We start from the raw sequence: 23224 nt of genomic DNA, 5'->3' as shown, positions 1-23224 counted from the left end.
GCTTATTTTGATTTAACCCCTTTTATTAAAAGAAACTCCAAAAGATTTTCAGTGTCAAGTACCCCAATAAGTTGGCCATTTTCCATAACCAGCATTAAGTTAGATTTATTAGCAGACACCAATTCAAAGGTATCTTCCAGAAGAGTTTCTGCATCCAAATAGATTAAGTTTTTGTTCATTGCATAGCGTATAGCAAGATTCTCTCCTTTTTCAGAAAGAGCTGCTATAATTTGATCCCGATTTAGAGTTCCAACGGGTTCTTTGTTCTCGACTATCATAAATATCTTGGACTGACTGTCCAGTAGTAACGCAATAGCTTTTTTGATCGGCTCATCTGCATCGATAGTTTGATATTGTTTCATAATTACATCTCGCACTTTAAACCCCTTGAGAATAAATTTGGAAGCTACGTGTTCTGTTTCCATTTGGGCAGCTATAATAACAAACAGCCCTATGACAATTAGAAAAGGATTAGAAAAAAATCCTAAAAAAATAAACCCCACAGCTATAAATTGACCAATTCTTGCTGCTATTCTGGTCGCTACATGTCTTTTAAATTTAAAGGATAGTAATGCCCTAAGAACTCGTCCTCCATCCATAGGAAAGGCCGGAATCAAATTAAAAACGGCTAATACAATGTTTACAATATAGAAATTAAGGAAAAAATTACTTGCATTTACGCCAGCTGATAATTGTGCTGCAAGTGCCTCCGGAGAGTCTGGAAGAGTTATGAAAATACCTGTTATTATTGCTAAAAAAATATTTACCATTGGCCCGGCAAAAGCAACTACTAATTCTTCTAGTGGTTTTTCAGGCATTCTGTCTAATCGTGCTAAACCGCCAATGGGTAATAAAGTGATGTCTTTAGTTTGTATTCCATAGTTTTTAGCGGCTAACGCATGCCCTAATTCATGCATTATAACCGTGATAAAAACACATAGAACGAAAACTACTGACCACAGTATCTGAACGGCATTATAACCTGTTCGATAGTTTATAAAAATAATAAAGGCAATAAGTAACGAAAATGTCCAATGCACAAAAAGATTAATACCAGCTACTTTTCCAATTTTGAATTTTCCTTTCATTTTTCCTTGTTTAGTAATATTATAAATTTCAATATAATTATTATTAAGTATTTAAAAATCAGAGTATTATTTAATTTGTGTAGGGAAGGGGTTTTGTTCTTACACTAAAGTACAATTTTTTTTCTGAAGAAATGATACTAAAGGTAATATAGGACAGACAAGTTTTTTTGTCTCGATCTTAAACCTAAGGGGTATGCTCGTATTACATTTATTTACTACTTCTAATGATCCATTTCCCTATTTCTACGGCCCAAAAAACGATACTTGATGCTAGTAATGTTATTAGTAACTCGTACCACGACAACGGTTGTGTTTTGAAAACCATATTAAAGAAAGGAACGTAGATAATCATCATTTGGAGTAAAACAGTTAGCAGCAGTGCCGCTAAAAGAGGTTTATTCGAAAAAACTCCAATTTTAAATAGAGATTCGCGTCCTGAACGAATTGCCATAATATGTCCCATCTGACTAAAACAAAGAACCGTAAAAGCAATGGTTTGCCAGTGTTGAATGTTTGCTTGTATTGCCCAGTATTGAATTCCCAGAGTTACCAAGCCCATTAGTAGGCCAACACTTAGTATGTGTAATGCCATCTTTCCTGCAAAAATATTTTGCATTGGATCTCTTGGGTGGCGGCTCATTATACTATCTCCCGCTGGTTCAGAAGCCAATGCCAAACCTGGTAGCCCGTCCGTTACAAGATTAATCCATAAAATATGAATGGCGAGTAGAGGAAGGGGTAAGCCAAAGAAAGGGGCAAGGAAAATCGCGCAGATTTCTCCAAAATTCCCCGTCATAATGTACTTTATAAATTTTAAAATATTATCAAATATAACTCGACCATGCTTTACGGCAATCATAACGGTAGCAAAATTATCATCAAGTAAAACCATATCAGCTGCCTCTTTGGTAATGGCTGTTCCATTGATTCCCATAGCAATCCCAATATTTGCGCTTTTTAGGGCAGGTGCATCATTTACTCCGTCACCGGTCATCGCTACAAATTGGTCTTTTGCTTGTAGTGCTTTAATGATTTTTAATTTTTGCTTTGGGTTCACACGAGCATAAACACGAACATGTTCAACCATATCTGAAAACTCTTCTTCTGATAGCGTTGCCAGTTTTGTTCCGCTCAATATAATATCTTCTTCTGAGGTGATAATACCCAGCTGCTTTGCAATGGCTTTTGCGGTGAGTTTGTGATCGCCAGTAATCATTACTGGGATAATTCCAGCTTGTCTGCATTCTGAAACTGCGTTCTTTGCTTCACTTCTAGGCGGATCAATCATTCCTGCAAATCCTATAAAGGTTAATGATGATTCTATTTCATCTATATTTAAAGTTTCTGGCAAGTTTTTCATTTCTTTTATGGCATAGCCAATAATGCGATAGCCTTCATTTGCTACGTCATTTGCTTTTTGATCAAACTCAGAAATAAGCGGTTCTTGTTCGTTAGCGATTTTATTTAACAGTACATCGACAGCCCCTTTAGTGATAACGAGTATTCCTTTTTCTGTTTGATGTAGCGTTGTCATGCATTTTCTTGAAGAATCGAATGGAAATTCTGCCACTCTTGGAAATTCTTTTTCCAAGTCCTTTTTATTCCTGTTTTTACTTAATGCATATTGTACTAAAGCGATCTCCGTTGAATCGCCATGCCAACTTCCGTCTTCTTTTTCTGAGACATCACTATTTAATACCATTGCAGTGAGTAAGGCAGTGTTTTCAACAAACAGAGTTTCCGTTTTTACATTGGGAGTCACATAAACTTGCTCAACGGTCATTTGATTCTTAGTCAGCGTTCCTGTTTTATCAGTGCAGATGTACGTCACCGACCCTAGTGTTTCCACGGCTGGAAGTTTTCTTATCAAAGCATTATTTTTTGCCAGTCGTTTGGCACCAAAGGCAAGTGCAATTGTAACAAGAGCTGGTAAGGCTTCTGGAATGGCAGCCACAGCAAGTGAGATAGATGTTAATAGCATGGTTAATATATTTTCGCCATTAAACCAGCCTATCATAAAAATCAAGGTGCAAATTATTAAGATTACTATGGACAACCGCTTGCCAAATGCTGCTAACCGTATTTGCAGTGGAGTTTGTGATTCATTTACTTGAATCATCTGGGCAATGTGACCAAGTTCTGTCTCCATACCAATTGTCGTAACGTAGGCGCTGCCATGTCCTTTTGTGATAAAAGTACCTTTAAAGCCTAAATTGCTGCGCTCCCCAATGGAGTAGTCACCGTCAGGCAGTTTTTCGGCCATTTTATCAATGGTATTTGATTCGCCCGTAAGCGTTGATTCATCTACTTTTAATTGGTGGGTTTCAATAAAACGAACATCAGCTGGAATCCTGTTTCCGGCTTCAAGCAAAACCAAATCACCGGGAACTATCTCAGTAGAAGCAATGTTTATAGTATTTCCCGCCCTAATTACCCTTGTTTCTTCAGGAATTATATTCTTAAGCGCTTCCATCGCCTTTTCAGCTCGGTATTCTTGCACAAAACCGATTACGGCATTGACAATAATGATGATAAGAATAATAACAGTATCAGTTAAGTCACCCATTATACCTGAGACAATTGCCGCTAGGATAAGAATCAGAATCATAAAATTGGACAATTGATGAAGTATCATCCGTAAAACAGAGTTCTTGTTTTTAAAGTCAATCTTATTTTTACCATACTTGGCCTGGCAGTCTTTAACATTTTTTTCATCTAGGCCTGTTGTGGATGTCTCCAACTTTTCGGACACTTCAGAAAGAGAAAGTAAATGCCAATTCATATTCATCTGACTTTATTTTAATTAACCGTTCTTTCGTTTTTAAATTTCAATCAAGATAAGGATTAATTAAACCCAAAAAGGTAATTATTTAAAGATATTTATATTAGTAAGTAGATAAAGAATTGAAAATTCTAAAAGTAAATTTTTACAAAATGGAGATTTACTTCTTTCGGAGGGAAAAATAAATTTTGATATTAAGTTATTGTTTATTAAGTGTATATATTTTATTTTTCGAAGTTTTTTTTATTCTAAACAAATCAATAGATCTCGTTTTGAGAGACGCCATTGTATGCCCAAGCATTAAAATTAGCAATGATGTCGTGCGCAATTTTCTCTAATGCTTCTTTGGTCAAAAAACCTTGATGTCCTGTAATTAAAACATTAGGGAAGGAGCGAAGTATAATGTACATATGATCCTCAATTTTTTTATTAATGTGGTTACCAAAGAAGATTGTGTTTTCATTTTCATAAACATCTAAACCTGCTGCGCCAATATGTCCAATTTTAATTGCATCTATTAAATCCTCCGTGTTCACGATAGTTCCTCTTGCAGTATTAATAAAGATAACTCCTTTTTTCATCAGGTTAAAGCTGCTTTTGTTGAACATGTATTTTGTTTCATGATTAAGTGCACAATGAACAGAAATCACATCTGAAGTTGCACAAAGATTTTCGAGTGTGGTATAAGTGACAGCTGTTTGCTGGAGTAATTCCTCATTTTTATGTGAGTCGTAGGCCAAAATTTGGCAACCAAAACCAAGCATTATTTTTGCGAAAGCAGTACCTATTCTTCCAGTTCCAATAATCCCAATCGTTTTACCATGCAAATCAAAACCAACTAAATGATCAAGACGGTAGTCACCCATTTGCATGAGTTTTTGACCCAGAATAATTTTCCTGTTTAACGCTAGTAATAATGTTACCGCATGCTCCGCTACTGAGTAAGGAGAATATGCTGTTATATTGGTTACTTTGATTCCTAAAGCTCGGGCTTTTTTTAAATCAATGTAATCATGGCCTACAGAGCGTAAGGCAATATATCTAACACCGTAGAAATATAATTTTTCAAGTACGGTATCAGAGGCATTATCAGGTGTAAATAGAGAAATACCCTCATAACCTTCTGCTAGTTTCGCAGTATTTTCATTTAAAGGTTGGTTGGTATATTCTATTTCTAATTTCCCGTGTGTGGCATTCTCAATAAATGGTTTGTCGAATTCGTATATGCTGTACATTAAAATTTTCATGATGTGTTTTTTATTTCCAACGGTTTAAAGTGGGTAGAATGTTTATAGTATCTTGTATAGCATGTTCAGACAGTTTCAATTTCTTCATTTGGGTTTCTACCGTTTCCTTCATATCGCCGAACGTCATATTTGGCTTTACAAATGAACCTGCATCGTAACAAAATTTACAATAGTTATCCGTTTTTAAACCGTTTGCTTCGGTTCCTTTTAAACTTTCTTTGTCAAGTGGAATTCCACAACTTTGACATAATATTTTTGGTTCCATAATTTCTGATTTTAAGAGTTCAATTGATATGTTTTTAATCTAGTTTAATCCGTTACAAGGATTTTTTTTTTAATGGCTTTCAATATACTAATACACTATCATTTGTTGATTTTTTACATCCCAAATACATAATAATAGAAAGTAGGGTCCCCAGTGTATTTTCCTTGAATCATTATATCTCCTTGGTGGTTCTGTAACACTTCAATGAAAGATTTTACAGTAGTAACGGGTATTTTATTGACAGCGGTAATCACAAAACCTTCTCGAATGTTTGTATACTCTTTTAAATTTCCATCATATAATTTCTTGACCTTTAGTCCATTTCTAACATTATATTTGGTTTTGTCGTCTGCGCTGATTTCTTGTAGTTCGACACCTAATTCTTTCAATAAATCGGCACTTAGAACAATGGGTACGGGAGTATATTTCTTTAGTATTACGGTAAGTTCTTTTTTGTCTTTGCCATTTCTGATTACCATAATGCTAACCATATCTCCTGGACGTTTACGCGAGATAATCTCTTGTAATTTTGAGGACGTAATCGTTTCGATATTATCAATACTGACAATTACATCTTTGGCTCGGATTCCAGCCTGTTTTGCGGCTCCATTGTCCATTACCGCATCTACATATACACCATTAGCACGGTTAATGTTGATCGTTTTGGCAAGTTCACTGTTTAAATCTCTGATGCTGATTCCCAGAACAGCTCTTTGAACAACGCCGTACTTCATTAGGTCATTGGTGACTTTTTTTACAATGTCCACAGGAATAGCAAAAGCATATCCTGCATAAACTCCTGTAGGTGTTGCTATGGCTGTATTTATTCCAATCAGTTTCCCTTCTAATGTTACCAATGCTCCACCGCTATTTCCGGGGTTAACTGCTGCATCAGTCTGTATAAAGGATTCAATGGCTCCTTGATCTTGTAATATGTTGATATTTCGCGCTTTGGCACTTACAATTCCAGCTGTGACCGTAGATGCCAGATTAAATGGGTTTCCAACAGCAACGACCCATTCTCCAATCTCTATTACATCGCTATCGCCAAATAATATAAAGGAGAGATTTTTTTCATCGATTTTAAGGAGTGCTAAATCAGTAAGGGGATCAGTGCCCACTATTTTAGCGGTATAAGTACGTCCATCAAACAAGGTGATATTAATTTCGTCAGCACCTTTTACCACATGATTGTTGGTTACTATATATCCGTCAGCGGTCAATAGTACTCCTGAAGCACTTCCCACTCGTGGCATCGAATTATATTCGGACGAATTAGGGGTCTGAAATTTAAATTGTCTTAAAAAAGGATCGCTTTGAAAAAACTCTTTTAGAGGGTCAGGCAAATTATAAAACTCGTTTTCATCACCATTTTGATTTTGTGGTACTTTAGATTTAAAGAGACTCTTAATATTGACTACGGTGGGGGTGGCTATTTTTGCAGCATATCTAAAATCTACAATCCCAGTGTAAGATATTTTAGCGGTAATGCCAGTTGCTGAATTCGGAATCGTTTCAGTACCTTTTTCGTTTTCTTTATTTTGGGCCTGGCATCCTTGAAAGATCAGAAAGATCATAAACAGATAAAATCTGTTAGTTTTCAAATTCATTTTGCTAGATGTAGTCATGATTAAAATCGATTTTAAAAAATTAGTTACTGAGCGACAAAGCCACCATCTACAGCCATAGCATGTCCAGTCACAAATGAAGCTTCATCAGAACACATCCATAATACAGTATTTGCAATTTCTTCAGGTTTTCCCATGCGGGCCATAGGTTCTAAACTAATAAATTCTTCCTCGACCTCTTTTTTCTCTCCAGTTAAGCGGTCCATCATAGCCGTTTTTATTACACCTGGACAAACTGCATTTACTCTAATTCCATCTTTTGCATATTCTAAAGCTGCAGTTTTAGTTAAGCCTATAACACCATGTTTTGACGCTACATAAGCTGGTAAACCTGCAAAACCAACCAATCCAGCTACTGAGGAACAGTTGATAATCACTCCTTTACTCTTTTTTAGCATCTCGTGAATTTCATATTTCATGCAAAGCCAAATTCCTTTTAGATTAACCCCAATCGTTTTGTCCCAATTCTCTTCTGAACACTCTTGGACAGGAGCAGATTCGCCCTCAATTCCTGCATTATTAAAAGCGTAATCCAATCGTCCGAAAGTGGCAATTGTTGTGGCTATCATCGCTTTTACATCTGAAGATTTTGACACATCACATTTAACGAATAGGACTTCTCCTCCCGATTTTTTGATGAGGTCAATTGTTTCGGTATTTTCTTTCCAATCCACCACAACGACTTTTGCTCCTTTTTTGGCAAAAGCCAGAGCGGTTGCCCTTCCAATACCGAATGAACCACCGGTCACGATTGCCACTTTATTTTTGAATTCAGTTTCTATAATTGATTTATTTAAAAATTATTCATAGCCGTACTGTGTTTTTAATTTCGGTTGCCAAAATATTTTCAATGCCTTTGATAATGGCATCAGGATTAAATGAAATGCTATCGATTCCTTCCTCCACTAGAAACTGTGCAAATTCTGAAATATCACTAGGTGCCTGACCACACAATCCTACTTTTATTTTATTTCTTTTGGCGGCATGTATTGTTTCCCTAATTAAAGCTTTTACTGCTGGATTTTGTTCGCTAAACAAATAACTAATTAATGCAGAATCACGGTCTAGGCCAAGGGTGAGTTGAGTTAAATCATTGGAACCAATAGAAAACCCGTCAAAAAGTTGGGCAAATTCATCTGCTAATATCACATTGCTTGGTATTTCTATCATAACGTATACCTCAAGACCATTTTCGCCTTTCACTAATTTATTGGTAGCCATCTCTGCAAGTACTTTTTGGCCTTCTTCGATAGTTCTACAAAAAGGAATCATTAATTTTACATTGTGAAATCCCATTTCGTTTCGTACTTTTTTCATAGCTTCACATTCTAAGGCAAAGCCATTTCTATAAAAATCGCTGTAATAACGGGAAGCCCCTCGAAAACCGATCATCGGATTTTCTTCATGAGGTTCAAAGTATTTTCCGCCAATTAGATTGGCGTATTCATTGCTTTTAAAATCACTCATTCTCACAATTACATCTTTTGGATAAAAAGCGGCTGCGACTATTGAAACAGCTTCCGCTAGTTTGTCAATGAAATAAGTTTTACCGTCTTTATATCCTTTAGTTAATTCAGATATTTGATTAATTACCGCTTTATCAGTTATTTTATCGGGTTCAAGAAGTGCAAGCGGATGAATCTTAATGCTATTAGAAATGACAAATTCCAATCGCATCAAACCAACGCCTTTATTGGGATAGTTGCTCAATTCAAACGCCTTATCAGGATCTGCAAGAATGAACATAGGATCAGTTTTTGGCATGGATAATTGACTGAAGTCATGTTCTGTTATTTCCCATTTTAATTTCCCATCATAAACATTCCCATCTTTACCTTCAGCGCAGGATACGGTAATTTGCTGTCCGTTTTTTATTACTGTAGTGGCATCTCCACAACCTACTACAGCAACTACGCCCAGTTCGCGTGCTACAATAGCAGCATGACTGGTACGTCCCCCTTTGTTAGTAATAATGGCGGCTGCCTTTTTCATAATTGGATCCCAATCGGGATTCGTTAAATCAGTAACGAGAATTTCTCCTTCTAATAATTGATTCCCTTCCTCTGGGCTATTGAGTATGCGTGCTTTTCCTGTAGCTATTTTATCGCCCAATGCTATACCTTTTGTAATAAGGTTACCTTTTTCTGTGAGTTTATAAATCTCTCTGACTTGTTTTAAATCTTTCCCGTAAATCGTTTCAGGACGGGCTTGAACAATATAGAGCTGATTATTTAGTCCATCTTTTGCCCATTCGATGTCCATGGGTTTTTTATAATGTTTTTCAATTGTATAGCACCAGTGTGCAAGTTGGATTACCTCTTTGTCACTTAAGGAAAACTGATTTTTTTTTTCTACAGTTGTGGAGGTATTTATGATGGTATGTTGAGATGAGGTTTCTTCGCTGCTTTCGGCATAAATCATCGTAAATTCTTTTCGGCCGCAATGCCTTTTTAGAATGGGATTTAGTTTTGAATTTTCTAAAGTGGGCTTAAATACCATCCATTCATCTGGTGTTATGGTTCCTTGGACAATATTCTCGCCAAGACCCCAACTACCGTTAATGATTATTGTATTATGAAAACCGCTGTCAGGATCGATAGTAAAGGCAACACCCGAAGCCGCTTTATCGCTTCGTACCATTTGTTGCACACCTACAGAGATTGCGATGTCTAGATTTGTAAACCCCATATCATTGCGGTACTTGATAGCACGATCTGTAAATAGAGATACATAACAGCGATGTACTGCGTCAATTAATTGATTTTCACCGTTAATATTAAGGAAAGACTCCATTTGTCCGGCAAAACTTGCAGATGGCAAATCTTCTGCTGTAGCGCTACTTCGAACGGCTACCCCAAGATTCTTTGTCTCGCTTTGTTTGCTTAGCGATTGGTAAGCAGTACTAATTTCCGCACGTATTTCGTCAGGAATAGATGCTGATAGAATTAATGCTCTTGCTTTTTCGCCAATTTCAGACAGGTTAATGTACTGTTTTGTGTCTAATAGATTCAATACAGTAGCCAGTGATTTTTCTAAATTGTTTTGCTTTCGAAACAGACGATACCCTTTTGCGGTAACAGCAAATCCATTAGGAACATTGACACCAATAGGATTCAATTGCGTATAAAGTTCACCAAGTGAGGCATTTTTACCACCAACCAGATCTATCGCATTAATGTCAATTTGGTTAAAAAACAAGATGTATTTATAATTTTCCATTTTTATATATTTCTTTTTAAGAGACGACTGATTTGTTTCAAAAATGTAATTGAAAAATAGTAATAGTAGGATTCTATTATTCGAAACCTCAAAATGATTTTTAACCTCATTTTGAGAATTATAAGTACGATTTGGGAACTAAAGAGAGAGCATTGTAGGTGTGCTCTTTTACGACTATTTTAGTGTACTACTAATTTAATCAAAAAAAAATATTTTAGGCATAGAAAGCATGTTTATTTTAAAATTATTTAAATTTAATTAATTAGTTAACAGTGTTTTGTGTTTTTTTTTGTGAGCGTTATCTTTTTTTAATTTTAATAAAGCGGAGCATTACATCTGTTAAAACATAGGATTATTACTATTTTTTTTTGTAATTACGATAGTAAGATAGTGCTATAAGACGCATCGCATAGTACTATAATTAACAGTTAAATAAGAGTTTAATTAAATTATTATTTTATTTTTGTAAGATATCGTGAGTATGCTTTTTGTAAAGAAAGCATTGTAAATAAGTGTAAAAAAAGTTGTTTTTTTAAACGATTAACCTCAAATGAATACCCCAGTCAAAATAATGAAAAAACCTATATTGCCATTAAATGAATCAGAAAGAATCAAGGCCCTTGAAAGTTATTCTATTTTGGATTCTTTACCTGAAGAGGAGTATGATTCCATTACACAGTTAGCTTCTTACATTTGTGGTACTCCAATAGCGTTAATAACTTTATTAGACGAGAATCGACAGTGGTTTAAATCAAGTGTAGGAGGTATAGAAGCAAGCGAAACTTCACGAGACATCTCCTTTTGTCAATATACAATTATGGGTGAGGATGTATATGAAGTAAATAATGCAGAAGAAAACGAGATTTTTGCTAATAATCCCTTAGTGACAGGAAGCCCTGATATTCGGTTTTATGCAGGTGCTCCACTGCATGATGCTAATGGGTTTAATTTGGGCTCACTTTGCGTTATTGATACGAAGCCAAGGATACTTTCTAAAGAACAGAAAAATGCTCTAAAATTGTTAGCTAGTCAAGTTGTTCTATTATTGGATCTGCGAAAAAAGAATGTAGATCTTAACACCACTCAACTAGAATTTCATAATTTTATTGAACTCTCAAGAGATTTAGTTTGTATCGCTAATGTGGATGCTACATTTCATAAAGTAACTCCGGCTTTTACAGCTGTTTTAGGGTACACTAAAGAAGAATTAGAAGGAAGGCCATTTGTAAATTATATTCACCCCGAAGATTTAGATAAAACCTATAAAGAAATAGAAAAACTCGCGCTTGGACACAAAACGATTAGTTTTGAAAACCGTTACCTCTGTAAAAATGGAGCGTATGTTTTGTTAAGCTGGAATACATCACCGGATCCTAAAACGGGTAATCTATATTGCATTGCAAGAGATATTACTTTTGATAGAAAGAAGCAAGAAATTGTAGTACAAACTAAAAATGAATTAAAGGCTATACTTAATTCCTCTGAATTCTCAATAATAGCAACGGACCTTGACGGGACGGTGAAGCAATTTAATAGGGGAGCCGAAAATTTACTAGGTTATCAAGCAGATGAAGTTGTAGGAAAAGAATCAATAACTCTTTTTCATATGGTAAATGAGGTTGTACAACGTTCCCAGGAATTGAGTGAGGAATTAGGTGAATTTATTGAACCAGGATTTGAAGTTTTTTTTGCTAAAGCTTTAAAATTTGGAATTGCAGATACTCAGGATTGGACTTATTTAAGTAAAGATGGTAGTGCTTTTCCAGTACAATTATCAGTTACAGACATAAGAAATAGCTTAGGGGAAATAACGGGCTACTTAGGAATAGCCAAGGACGTCTCAAAGGAAAAAGAAGCAGAGCATAATTTACTTAACAGTAACATCTTATTAGATGAATCCCAACGGATAGCGAAAATAGGAAGTTGGAAATATGATATAGGAACAAATAATTTGGTTTGGTCAGAAGGACATTATACTATTTTTGAGCTCCCTCAATTACCTGAAAATGAACTTAACGATGCGTATCGCAGTCGCATTCATCCCGAGGATCTGATAATTTTAGATGAGTTAAGTGACAATGTCGTTAAGACTGGTGAAAATTTTAAAATTAATTATCGAATAGTCTTACCCGATGGTAGAATAAAGCAAATTGTAGAAATAGGCCAACCTTATAAAAATAGAAGGCGTGAAGTAGTGGGAATGCAAGGGACGATTCAGGATGTTACTGATGAAAAAACTGCCGAACAGAATTTAATAGATGCCAATAAACTATTAGACGAATCACAAACCATTGCTAAAATTGGAAGTTGGAAATATGATTTAGTTACAAACGATTTGTACTGGTCAAAAGGACATTATCAAATTTTTGAGCTAGAGGAATTACCTCCAAATCAGCTCAACGCTATTTCTAAATCAAGAATCCATCCAGATGATTTATCAGTACTTGAAGAGTCTGATAAAATTATGATGGAAACAGGAAATGATTTTAAAATTAGTTACAGAGTATTATTTCCAGATAATAGAGTAAAACAAATTTTAGAAATAGGCCAACCCTATAGGAATAAAAAAGGGGAAATAATAGGAATGCAGGGGACAATCCAAGATATTACAAAGGAAAGAGAAGCAGAGTTAAATTTAATTAACAGTAACAAACTATTAGACGAATCTCAAAGTATAGCTAAGATTGGAAGTTGGAAACTTGATTTAATCACCAATGATTTAACATGGTCTAAAGGGCATTATCAAATTTTTGGTTTAGAAGAATTACCTTCTGATCAACTTTTTAGTGCATATAGAGATCGAATTCATCCAGATGACTTAGCGGCTTTGGATGATATTATTGCACATACATTAAAAACGGGAGATAATTTGCATTACAATCACAGATTTGTGCTGCCTGACGGTAGTTTTAAATATCTGATTGGAATAGGAAAAGCATATAAAAATGAGGAGGGAGAAGTTGTTAGTATTCAAGGTACGATCCAGGATATTACGGAGAAAACACTCGCCGAACAAATTATAATCGAGAATGCTAAAGAAATAAATGATGTCAGGTCAGCTTTAGATGAATCTTCGATAGTAACAATTACAGATCATCAAGGTATTATTACTTTTGTGAACGATAAATTTTGTTCCATTTCTAAATATCCAAAAGAAGAACTTCTAGGTTACTATCATTATCTGGATAATCCACATTACAAATTAAATAGGTTCATTAAAAATATATGGACAACTATTGGTAATGGGCGTATTTGGAAGGGTGAGATTATGAATGTCGCCAAAGACGGATCGTGGTATTGGGTCCATTCAACAATTGTTCCTTTTTTAAACAGTGAAGGAAAGCCCTATCAATATATTGCGATAAGTTCTGATATTACAGAACAAAAACAAGCGCAGAAAAATTTAAACAATGCATTAACAGATCTTGAAAAAAAGAATAAAGAATTAGATCAGTTTGCTTATGTCGTTTCACATGACCTTAAGGCTCCTCTTAGAGCTATTAATAATCTTTCGGAGTGGATTATGGAAGATATGCCTGAGATGCCGGCTGACGTAAGTGCTAATTTTGGATTGTTACGAGGTCGTGTTATGCGTATGGAGAATTTAATTAATGGAGTTTTAGATTATTCCCGTATTGGTAAAACGTCAATTGAAGGGCAGATGACGGACTTGAAAAAAATGCTACATCAGATTGTTGAAACGGTTGTTCCTACTGAAGGATATGAAGTTTATATTGCAGATACTATTCCTGAAATAAAAATTGCAAGAATACTATTTGAGCAGATATTCGCTAACCTAATTAGTAATGCAGTAAAGTATAATGACAAACCAATAGGAAAAATAGAGTGTCAATATGAATCATTACCTAACTTTTACCAATTTACCATAAAAGATAACGGCCCAGGAATAGCTGAAAAATACCATGAAAAAGTATTTAAAGTTTTTCAAACTATTGAAGCTCGAGATAAAAAAGAAAGTACAGGTGTTGGGTTGTCAATTGTACAAAAAATAATTGAAGAAATGGGAGGAACTATTCGTATTGAATCAGAAGAAGATAAAGGCGCAAGTTTTATCTTTACAATTCCTAAAAAATAGAAAATGATTGAATCGCAAGAAAAATGTCAAGAGGAATTAATAGCCCTCAAGAAGGAATATGAAGATTTTGTTTACATTGTTTCTCACGATATAAAAACACCAATGAGAGCTATTGTAAACATAGCTACTTGGATTGAAGATGATTTAGGCGCAAATGTAGATCAGGATATTTTAGATAATTTTAGTCTATTAAAAAATAGAGTGGGGCGTCTGGAAAACATGATGAATGCTTTGTTAGAGCTCTCACATGTTAATAGAACAAAAATGGAGCTATTTGAAGTAAGTATTCCAAAATTAGTAAATGACTGTATTGAAATGCTGGGTGATAAAACAAACCTAGAATTTCATATTAGTTATAATTTAATTGATGAAAAATGCATTACTTTAGGAAAAAAATTAGAAAAAGTAATTTACAGTTTACTCCATAATGCCATTCAATTTAATGACAAAGAAAAAAAGAATGTGTCTATTGAAGTAAGTGAAAATGAAATGGATTTTGAAATTACAATCAGCGACGATGGACCTGGTATTCCAGAAGAGGTAAAAAGTAAGATATTTTCTATTTTCTATACTGTTAGTTCTAAGGATGTTGTCGACTCAACTGGAGCGGGTTTAGCAATATGTGATAAAATATTGAAAATGGTAGGAGGAACAATACAATATACTCCTGGATTAAATGGAGGTTCCGTTTTTAAGTTTAATTGGCCTAAAACAATAACAATAAATAATTAAATTATGATGCAGAAATTGGTAAATATTTTATTGGTCGAAGATGATGAGGTAGACGTAATGAATGTAAAAAGAGCATTCTCAAAAAATGATATCAAGAATGACCTCTTTGTAGCTGGAAATGGTGTTGAGGCACTGGAAATGTTACGTAACTCTATTGTTCCCTTACCGCGAATTATCATATTAGATATTAATATGCCTAAGATGAATGGCATAGAATTCCTTACAGAATTGAGAGTAGATGATAATCTTAAAAATATCTCTGTATTTGTAATGACTACTTCAAACGAGGATAGTGATAAAATCAATGCCTATAACCTTAATGTTGCTGGGTATATTTTAAAACCATTATCTTTTGAAAAATTTATTGAATCAGTTGCCACGCTAAAAGACTTTTGGTCTTTGTGTGAAATGTAACATAGAATAGCAATAATCGTGAATTATGATCAACTCAAACATCTTGTTAGTAGATAATTGTAAGGTTTATGTTGAAAACGCAAAAAAAGCGCTTTTAACTCTAGGTCTTGAGACCGTTTTACATTTTGCTGAAAATGATTTGGAGGCATGGAATAAGCTTCAGGGGGATCATAAAATTTCTCCCATACCAAAAATTATTTTGATTGATATTAATCAGGAAGGGGTTAATGGTATCGCTTTAATTAATAAGATAAGAAACCACTCCGATTTAAAATCAATATTAATATTTGTAATTACGAGTTTTGATAATGAAAAAAATAGAATCGATGCTTTAGATTTAAATATCGCAGGTTACCTACATAAACCAATTGGTAACGATGAAATGATTGATTTTTTTTCAATCCTATATAATTATTGGAATATTATTGAGTATTCAAGTGAAAAAAAATAAATAATATGGCTGTAGCCTTAAATATATTAGTAATCGACGATGACAAGGTTGATTTGATTACTATAATTCGTTCTATTTCGCATTCTGGCATCTTAGCCAATGTGGAAAGTGCTTTTTCTGCCAAAGATGGAATCGAAAAGATTAAATCATTCAGTTATGACTTGATTTTTTTGGATTACCTGATGCCAGACAGTGATGGGATTTCATTTCTCAAAATATTGAAGGGTCTAGGAATAGCGACACCGGTAATTTTTGTCACCTCACAAGGAGATGAAAAAATTGCCAGTCAGGCTATTTTGGGAGGCGCATCAGATTACATACCAAAATCATTATTGACTCCTGATGGTGTTTCGCAAAGTATAAGAAACGCACTTAAACTTCACGAAAGCCTTGAACAAAGAAAGAAAACAGAATTAGAGTTAAAAATTAATTCGAATAGACTTTCAGAGGCTCAAAAACTGGCCAAAATTGGAAGTTGGGAATTAAATCTAGTAGATGAGAAAGTTTTTTTCTCAGAACAATTTTATAGCATTTTTGAAATAGAGAAAGACAGTACTCCTTCGTTAGCTCTTTTAAAATCTCGTTTAATTAATTCAGAGGATATTAAACTCTTTGAAGATAAACTTAGCTTGGTTGAAAAGAATAATTCAGAAGTTAAGTTCAGTCATAGTTTAACAGCTAAAAACGGGAAAGTTAAATACATTAATCAGTACATAAAGTGCTTGAATGATGAATATAATCAGCCTTTAAAGATTTTAGGAACCATTCAAGATGTTAGCGATCAAAAACATATTGAAACGGAACTTATAAAAGCAAAAGAACTGGCAGAACAATCGGTACGAATAAAAGAGCAGTTTCTTACTAACATGAGTCATGAAATCCGTACGCCAATGAATGGTATTATAGGTTTTGCAAGAATCCTGGAAGGAACAAATTTAGATAGCGATCAGGAACAAAGTGTAAAAGCGATAAAAAGGGCAGGAAAAAACTTGATGGTTATTATTAATGACATCCTTGATTTTTCAAAAATTGAAGCTGATAAAATGATAATTGAAGAAGTGCAATTTTCTTTATCAAAAAATATAAAAAGTGTTGTAGAATTACTTTCTACAATTGCTGAAGAAAAGAACGTAAAATTACTTCATGAAATTGACCCCGAAATTAATAATTCGTTAATTGGAGATCCCACAAGATTGTCCCAAATTTTAATTAATTTATTAGGCAATGCCTTGAAATTTACTGAAAAAGGATATGTTGAGTTAGTTGTCTCGCAAGAAAGAGAATCTGAAACAGATACTTTTATAAAGTTTACAGTCACTGATACAGGAATCGGTATTCCAAAAGACAAAATTGATTCGATTTTCGAAAGTTTTAATCAAGCTTCTAATGAAACGTCCAGAAAATTTGGAGGCACAGGGTTAGGATTAACGATAACCCGTAAACTGATTGAACTTCAAGGGGGGACGATTGTTGTAAAAAGTGAAATGGGAAAAGGAAGTGAATTTTCATTCCTAATTCAATACCCAAAAGATAAAAAAGGAATAGCTAATGTCTCTATTGTAGAAAGCAAAAAGCTGACTTATGATTTCTTAAAAGATATTAGGGTACTATTGGTTGAGGATAATGAACTAAACCAACTTTTAGCCGTAAAAGTTTTTAAGAAATGGAACAAAGAAATTGATATTGCCAATAACGGTAAAATAGCCATTGATAAAATTGAAAAAAACAATTATGATATTATTTTAATGGATATTCAAATGCCAGAAATGGATGGGAATGAACTGGCGAAATATATTAGAACTGAAATGGGAGTTAAATCAAATATACCAATAATTGCGATGACGGCACATGCTACATTAGAAGAAGAAAAGCGCTGTTTAGAAAATGGTATGAATGATTATTTATCAAAACCTTTCCATTTTGACGAGTTATTAGAAAAATTAAATAAAAACTTAATGAAAAAAAACAATACTGTTTCTTCTGATAAAGTTTTGGATAAAGTTGAAACTGAAAATTTAATTGATTTTACCTATTTAAATGAATTTACTGATGGAGACACTGGTTTTATGGAACAAATGGTGCATCTATTTATGGAAAACTCGCCAATCTCATTAAACATAATACTAGAATCAAACGAGGCAGACGAGCTAAATGTTCTAAAAAATGAAGTACATAAATTGAAATCTTCTATCAATTTGTTAGGAATTAGTTCAGCAATACAAAGTATTGAAATTATTGAGGAAGAGATTAATACTAATCCACATGGAAAAAAGAGAAAAGAAGAAGTGAACCGCCTTAATGAAATTTGCCAATCTGTTTTTACTGAATTGGAGTCATTGCATGGTTTTTCAAAAATATAGTTTAATTTTGCGACTAGAATGATATAGACCAGAATTATCGAGATCGTTTATTTCGAAGCCATTAAAATTAATAACCTACAAATGCTAATTTTAAAAAGTGTACTCTAGAGATAGCTGTATATAAATCAGTTTTTATGTAATTATTTCCCCCAAATAATAATTAAATTAAGACAAATGAAAATTCTAATAGCCGAAGATGATGTAATGATGCTTAAAACAATGGAGTTTAAGCTAAAAAAAGAAGGATTTACTGTAATTGCTTGTGCCAATGGTGAAGAAGCAATTACAAAAATTAAAACGGAAAATCCAGATGTAATAATTACTGACATTATGATGCCATTAATTAATGGACTTGAAATGGTCAGAAAAGTAAAAGCCGAATTGAAACTAAACATTCCTATAATAGTATTATCTGGTGTAGGTCTTGAGAAAACGGTCTTGGAAGCTTTTGAATTAGGTGCAGATGATTTTATAACTAAGCCGTTTAGTCCAAACGAGTTAATAGTCAGGATAAGGAGACTTATGTTAAAAGTATAGAGAATAGTCGTAGCGAGTAGCTCAACACTAATCCTTTCATATAGACTAAAAAATCGTTACGATAAGTAACGATTTTTTTTATGCTCAATAGAAATGAAAAAAAATGGAATAGTCGGATGTGTTGTAAGTGTCTGTAATCTATTTGTTTGTATTGCTATTTTTGTACTAAGTGCTGTTTTAATATTTATTCTGTTTTACATTTCGACATTCCTTTTTGAACACGAAAAAAAAACAAGTACATTTGCAACCTAAACGGCAAAAATAATTTTTGTTAAAAGGCACGCATTGATTATGCGATTTCGGTAATTGACTTAACTGTCAATTTTTTATCGGTTTTAGAAGTTGGTGTGTTTTTGCTAATTCCTTTCCAGACCATAATCTCACAATTCTTTTATAAAATAAAATGAAACAGTATTTTAACTTATTCGACTTTACACAAAAAGTAAATTACAGAACCGAAGTTTTAGCCGGTTTAACAGTTGCAATGACCATGATTCCAGAGTCATTATCATTTGCAATATTAGCAGGATTTCCACCTTTAGTTGGGTTGTATGCGGCATTTATAATGGGTTTAGTGACCGCTATATTTGGAGGTAGACCAGGAATGGTATCGGGTGGAGCAGGGGCAACAGTGATTGTTTTAATTGCTTTAATGAAGTCAAATGGCTTAGAGTATGTTTTTGCAGCGGTAGCTTTGGCTGGGGTAATACAGATTTTGATAGGCTTGTTTAAGCTAGGCAAGTTTATACGCCTAGTACCACAACCCGTAATGTTTGGTTTTGTTAACGGTTTAGCGATCATTATTTTTATGTCGCAGCTGGAGCAATTTAAAACGGTTGTAAATGGTGAAAGTGTTTGGTTGTCAGGAAGTCCTATGTATATTATGCTGGGCTTGGTGGCGTTAACCATTGCCATTGTTATATTTCTTCCTAAAATAACTAAAGCTGTTCCAGCTTCGCTAGTAGCGATTATTGTGGTTTTTGGATTGGTTTTAGGATTGGGAATTGAAACAAAAACAGTTGCTGATATTGCTTCCATAAGCGGTGGATTTCCACCATTTCATATTCCTGAGATTGCTTTAAGCTTAGAAGCGTTAAAAATAATTTTTCCATATGCCTTAATTATGGCCTCAGTAGGATTAACAGAAGGATTACTGACCTTAAACCTAGTGGATGAAATAACGGGGACAAAAGGGAAAGGAAATCGCGAATGTATTGCTCAAGGAAGTGCTAATGTTTTAAATGGTTTTTTCTTCGGAATGGGAGGTTGCCCAATGATAGCCCAAACTTTAGTAAACCTTTCTGCTGGTTCCAGAGCTCGCTTATCGGGTATAGTTGCTGCACTAGCAATTCTTGTTATTATTTTGTTTGGAGCACCAGTAATTGAACTATTGCCAATCGCAGCTTTGGTTGGGGTTATGATTATGGTTGCGATAGGTACATTTGAATGGATTAGTTTTAGAATAATAAATAAAATGCCAAAACATGATATATTTGTTGGAGTCTTAGTGGCAATAATTACTATTATGTTGCATAATTTAGCCTTGGCCGTTTTAATCGGGGTTATCATTTCAGCTTTAGTTTTTGCTTGGGAAAGTGCAAAACGCATTCGTGCCAGAAAATATATCGATGAGAAAGGTGTTAAGCATTATGAAATATACGGACCATTATTTTTTGGTTCTACTACTGCTTTTGCCGAAAAATTTGATGTACTTGATGATCCTGATGAAGTAATTGTTGATTTTAAAGAAAGCAAAATTACCGATATGAGCGCAATTGACGCCGTTCATAAATTAACAGAACGCTATGCAAAAGTGGGTAAAAAGATTCATCTGAGACATTTAAGTGCTGACTGCCGTCAGTTGCTACATGCTGCAGACGATGTAATTGACATTAATATCATGGAGGATCCTACTTATAAAGTGGCTGCTAACTAAATCAGAAGTAATTTAGGATTTGTGTCAAATGATTTAACATGGTTATGGATTTTAAAAAAATCGAATAACTCTTTAGATATGCACTATTAACTTTTATATGTAAAACTTTTTTAGGTTGAGATAATAGAAAAAAAAGCGAGCTCATTTACTTTAATAAATGAGCTCGCTTTTTTATAGATTAAGGAACTGCTTAAGTACCTCAATATTAAGATGTAGTTCTTTGTAGTATTTAAAACTAGTAAGATCCACAATGATCAATTAATGATTATTCAAACGACCAAGTGTGCTGTCAAGTGACGTTTTTAACTTACTAATTGCACCTTTTACGGCTAATTCATGATTGTTTGCATGATTTGAGACAACGATTGGTTTCATTCCTTCTAGACGTGCTTCAAGTTTACACAGTTTATCGTTTTGACCTTCTTTGTGTCCGTTTTCATCTGAAAAATGAGCTTCGATCCTTGTGATGTGTGCACCAAATCTACTTAATTCTTCAGTTAGTAGGGTGTTTAATTGTACTCTGAATGCTTCGTGTAATGTTAAGTTGTTGTCTGAATTTAATTGAATAGTCATAAATGTACTTTTTTTGTTATTAATTTTTTGGATGAAAGAAGGTATTCAAAGTAAGAAGATATTATTTTCCTTCATTTATTTACAATTTAGAATAATATCTTGTCACTCTAATACAGAAAATTTGCTACCGCATTTTTTGATGCAATGCCTTCTTCACATTGAATTTGTTATTATGTAAATTTAAGTATTCTTGGATGGAAAGTATTACATATAACCAAAAATAAATTACATGATTCACACATCAGGGTAATACTAGTCCTCAATAGGAGTGTATATAAATTAGGTATATAGAAAAGTGTATAGAAGGCTAAGAAAAGCTGCGATAGCGTAATTTAATAGTAAATATCTAAAATGATATGACTTCTTGAATTATCAATTAGTTTTTCAATTCTTTGATAATATTGTTCATTTACCATCGGACAGCCAAAACTGTATCCTATTTGATTTCCCTGTTCTTCATAAGGGACATCGCTACTTTTATGTAAGACAATATTTCTGGCGAATGATTTATTATTAGTCGCGTCTAAGCCATGTAACTTGTATGCTTTACCAAATTGTCCATTATAACTGTTTCCGATACTGTAGCTACCTAAAGAAGTACAAAGGGAGCCACTTTCATTGCTAAATTTTTGTATGCCATCGCTTTTTATTCGGGAACCAAAACCATGTGCCACCAATCCTTGATCTAGTAGCATATCATTTTTTAAATCATAAACAAAAAACCTATTTTTTCCAGAATTCACTTCCATATCTATGAAGAAGGCGATTTCTTGATTGTAATTAGAACTATGACTGACTAAGTCCCTAATCCTTTTTACGTGTTGTAAAAGTTTTTCTTCAGTTGCACTATTCAATTCAGAATAGCCAAAGGGATTGATATCAACTTTTTTAGCAAAACTGTTAGTGCTAGAAAAGAAGAGACCTATTGATAGTAAAATAAAGAGTGTTTTTCTCATTCTGTAGGGGAATTAAGATTGTTTTTATTTGTACCGCTACCTTGTAACTGATGTAGGTATTTGATTTGGAACAGACTAAACTGCTTTACAAAGTTATGGAAAAAATATAGATGTCGTAGTCTGCAGGTCAGTATTTTAACAGATGTAAGATGAAGGCTACCTCCTGAATTTGTTTTGTTATGGCTTAAATAGTTTTATACATCCGGTACATTCCTCTTAAAGTGGGATGTATTAATTCATATTCTAATTTGAATGTACCACAAATTTTATAATCCATTTTTTCATAAAATGCCAGGGCTTTTTCCTGAGTATCTATCGCTTCCAACCATAGAATCGTATGACCACTAGAGGCCACTCTATTTTCTGTCCAATGGATAAGGGTTTTTCCGATGCCTTTACTATGGAAAGTGGGGTCAAGATAAATTCGATCCAGTTTAGCTAATTTTTGATCTTTAAATCCAACCAAAGGAACATTTTCGATTAGTTTCAATATACCAATGGTTTCAGACAGATAATCAACAAAATAATAGGAAGAATTAGGGGTGGCAAGATCTCTTTCCAGATTAACGGAGGAATATATCTTATTCATATACCAGTTACCGGCATCAAACCACAAATGGCTGTATTCGGGTAGGTATATTTTAGTCATTAGCGAGAATAGTTTTTCTCGATCATTAATTGAAATTGGTGTAAGTGTAACTGTCTTTGATACTGCTATCCTGTTTTTGTTGTGCATTTTCTTTATGATTTAGGGTATCGAATAACTGTATTCTTAAGCAAAAAGATCATTTACCGTAAAAGTAGGGAATGATAGGAAAAATTATCTTTTTTGTTCCAATTTTACTGAAATAATAAAGTGAAAGTACAACTCAAGTGCGTTGTTTAGTTTTAATAAGTAAAAAATTCTCCAATGTGCCATAGGATACCAGAGGGATCATGT

At 33.9% G+C, this 23224-nt stretch carries 17 protein-coding genes; 7 read left to right on the top strand and 10 right to left on the bottom strand.

The features are described from left to right. Positions 1 to 2 precede the first annotated feature (2 nt). The 7 genes from QO200_RS15415 to ppsA form a co-directional block, all read right to left on the bottom strand. Entirely contained in the window at positions 3 to 1088 is a 1086-nt protein-coding gene (locus tag QO200_RS15415; RefSeq protein ID WP_371541714.1) for a M50 family metallopeptidase, read from the bottom strand. Positions 1089 to 1296: 208 nt separating this feature from the next. After that, entirely contained in the window at positions 1297 to 3876 is a 2580-nt protein-coding gene (locus tag QO200_RS15410) for a calcium-translocating P-type ATPase, PMCA-type (protein WP_371541711.1), read from the bottom strand. A gap of 251 nt (positions 3877 to 4127) precedes the next feature. Next, positions 4128 to 5117 (bottom strand): NAD(P)-dependent oxidoreductase, encoded by a 990-nt coding sequence (locus QO200_RS15405; RefSeq protein ID WP_371541709.1) that lies wholly within the window; start codon positions 5115 to 5117, stop codon positions 4128 to 4130. A gap of 10 nt (positions 5118 to 5127) precedes the next feature. Continuing rightward, entirely contained in the window at positions 5128 to 5382 is a 255-nt protein-coding gene (locus QO200_RS15400) for a zinc ribbon domain-containing protein (protein WP_371541706.1), read from the bottom strand. 113 nt (positions 5383 to 5495) lie between these two features. Next, positions 5496 to 6959, bottom strand: a complete 1464-nt coding sequence (locus QO200_RS15395) for a trypsin-like peptidase domain-containing protein (protein ID WP_371541704.1) — start codon at positions 6957 to 6959, stop codon at positions 5496 to 5498. Positions 6960 to 7036: 77 nt separating this feature from the next. Continuing rightward, complete coding sequence (locus QO200_RS15390) at positions 7037 to 7792, bottom strand: SDR family oxidoreductase (RefSeq protein ID WP_371541765.1); 756 nt, start codon at positions 7790 to 7792, stop codon at positions 7037 to 7039. A 22-nt stretch (positions 7793 to 7814) separates the two neighbouring features. After that, entirely contained in the window at positions 7815 to 10229 is a 2415-nt protein-coding gene (ppsA, locus tag QO200_RS15385; RefSeq protein WP_371541702.1) for a phosphoenolpyruvate synthase, read from the bottom strand. Between the two features lie 571 nt (positions 10230 to 10800). On the opposite strand from ppsA, the gene QO200_RS15380 reads away from it, so the two are divergent. From QO200_RS15380 to QO200_RS15350, 7 genes are all read left to right on the top strand, one after another. After that, entirely contained in the window at positions 10801 to 14325 is a 3525-nt protein-coding gene (locus tag QO200_RS15380) for a PAS domain S-box protein (protein ID WP_371541700.1), read from the top strand. A 3-nt stretch (positions 14326 to 14328) separates the two neighbouring features. Continuing rightward, positions 14329 to 15057, top strand: a complete 729-nt coding sequence (locus QO200_RS15375) for an ATP-binding protein (RefSeq protein WP_371541697.1) — start codon at positions 14329 to 14331, stop codon at positions 15055 to 15057. A gap of 3 nt (positions 15058 to 15060) precedes the next feature. Beyond that, entirely contained in the window at positions 15061 to 15471 is a 411-nt protein-coding gene (locus tag QO200_RS15370; protein ID WP_371541693.1) for a response regulator, read from the top strand. A gap of 25 nt (positions 15472 to 15496) precedes the next feature. Beyond that, complete coding sequence (locus QO200_RS15365) at positions 15497 to 15922, top strand: response regulator (RefSeq protein WP_371541691.1); 426 nt, start codon at positions 15497 to 15499, stop codon at positions 15920 to 15922. A gap of 5 nt (positions 15923 to 15927) precedes the next feature. Next, positions 15928 to 18282 carry a response regulator gene (locus QO200_RS15360; protein ID WP_371541688.1) on the top strand — a complete coding sequence of 785 codons (2355 nt, stop codon included), beginning with the start codon at positions 15928 to 15930 and terminating at the stop codon, positions 18280 to 18282. A 174-nt stretch (positions 18283 to 18456) separates the two neighbouring features. Continuing rightward, on the top strand, positions 18457 to 18819 hold the full coding sequence (locus QO200_RS15355; protein ID WP_371541685.1) for a response regulator transcription factor: 363 nt from the start codon (positions 18457 to 18459) through the stop codon (positions 18817 to 18819). A gap of 403 nt (positions 18820 to 19222) precedes the next feature. Next, the gene (locus QO200_RS15350; RefSeq protein ID WP_371541683.1) at positions 19223 to 20755 is read left to right on the top strand and encodes a SulP family inorganic anion transporter; all 1533 of its coding nucleotides are present in this window, start codon (positions 19223 to 19225) and stop codon (positions 20753 to 20755) included. 258 nt (positions 20756 to 21013) lie between these two features. Here the strand turns inward: QO200_RS15350 and QO200_RS15345 are convergent, their stop codons facing one another. The 3 genes from QO200_RS15345 to QO200_RS15335 all read right to left on the bottom strand — a co-directional run bounded on the left by QO200_RS15345 (position 21014) and on the right by QO200_RS15335 (position 23020). Continuing rightward, on the bottom strand, positions 21014 to 21328 hold the full coding sequence (locus QO200_RS15345; protein ID WP_371541680.1) for an HPF/RaiA family ribosome-associated protein: 315 nt from the start codon (positions 21326 to 21328) through the stop codon (positions 21014 to 21016). 332 nt (positions 21329 to 21660) lie between these two features. Next, complete coding sequence (locus QO200_RS15340) at positions 21661 to 22284, bottom strand: murein L,D-transpeptidase catalytic domain-containing protein (protein ID WP_371541678.1); 624 nt, start codon at positions 22282 to 22284, stop codon at positions 21661 to 21663. 184 nt (positions 22285 to 22468) lie between these two features. Then, on the bottom strand, positions 22469 to 23020 hold the full coding sequence (locus QO200_RS15335; RefSeq protein WP_371541675.1) for a GNAT family N-acetyltransferase: 552 nt from the start codon (positions 23018 to 23020) through the stop codon (positions 22469 to 22471). Positions 23021 to 23224 lie beyond the last annotated feature (204 nt).

It is taken from the genome of Flavobacterium sp. Arc3, assembly GCF_041431375.1.
In the GTDB taxonomy this organism is placed as follows: domain Bacteria; phylum Bacteroidota; class Bacteroidia; order Flavobacteriales; family Flavobacteriaceae; genus Flavobacterium.
This window is presented reverse-complemented; position numbering and strand designations above follow the sequence as displayed.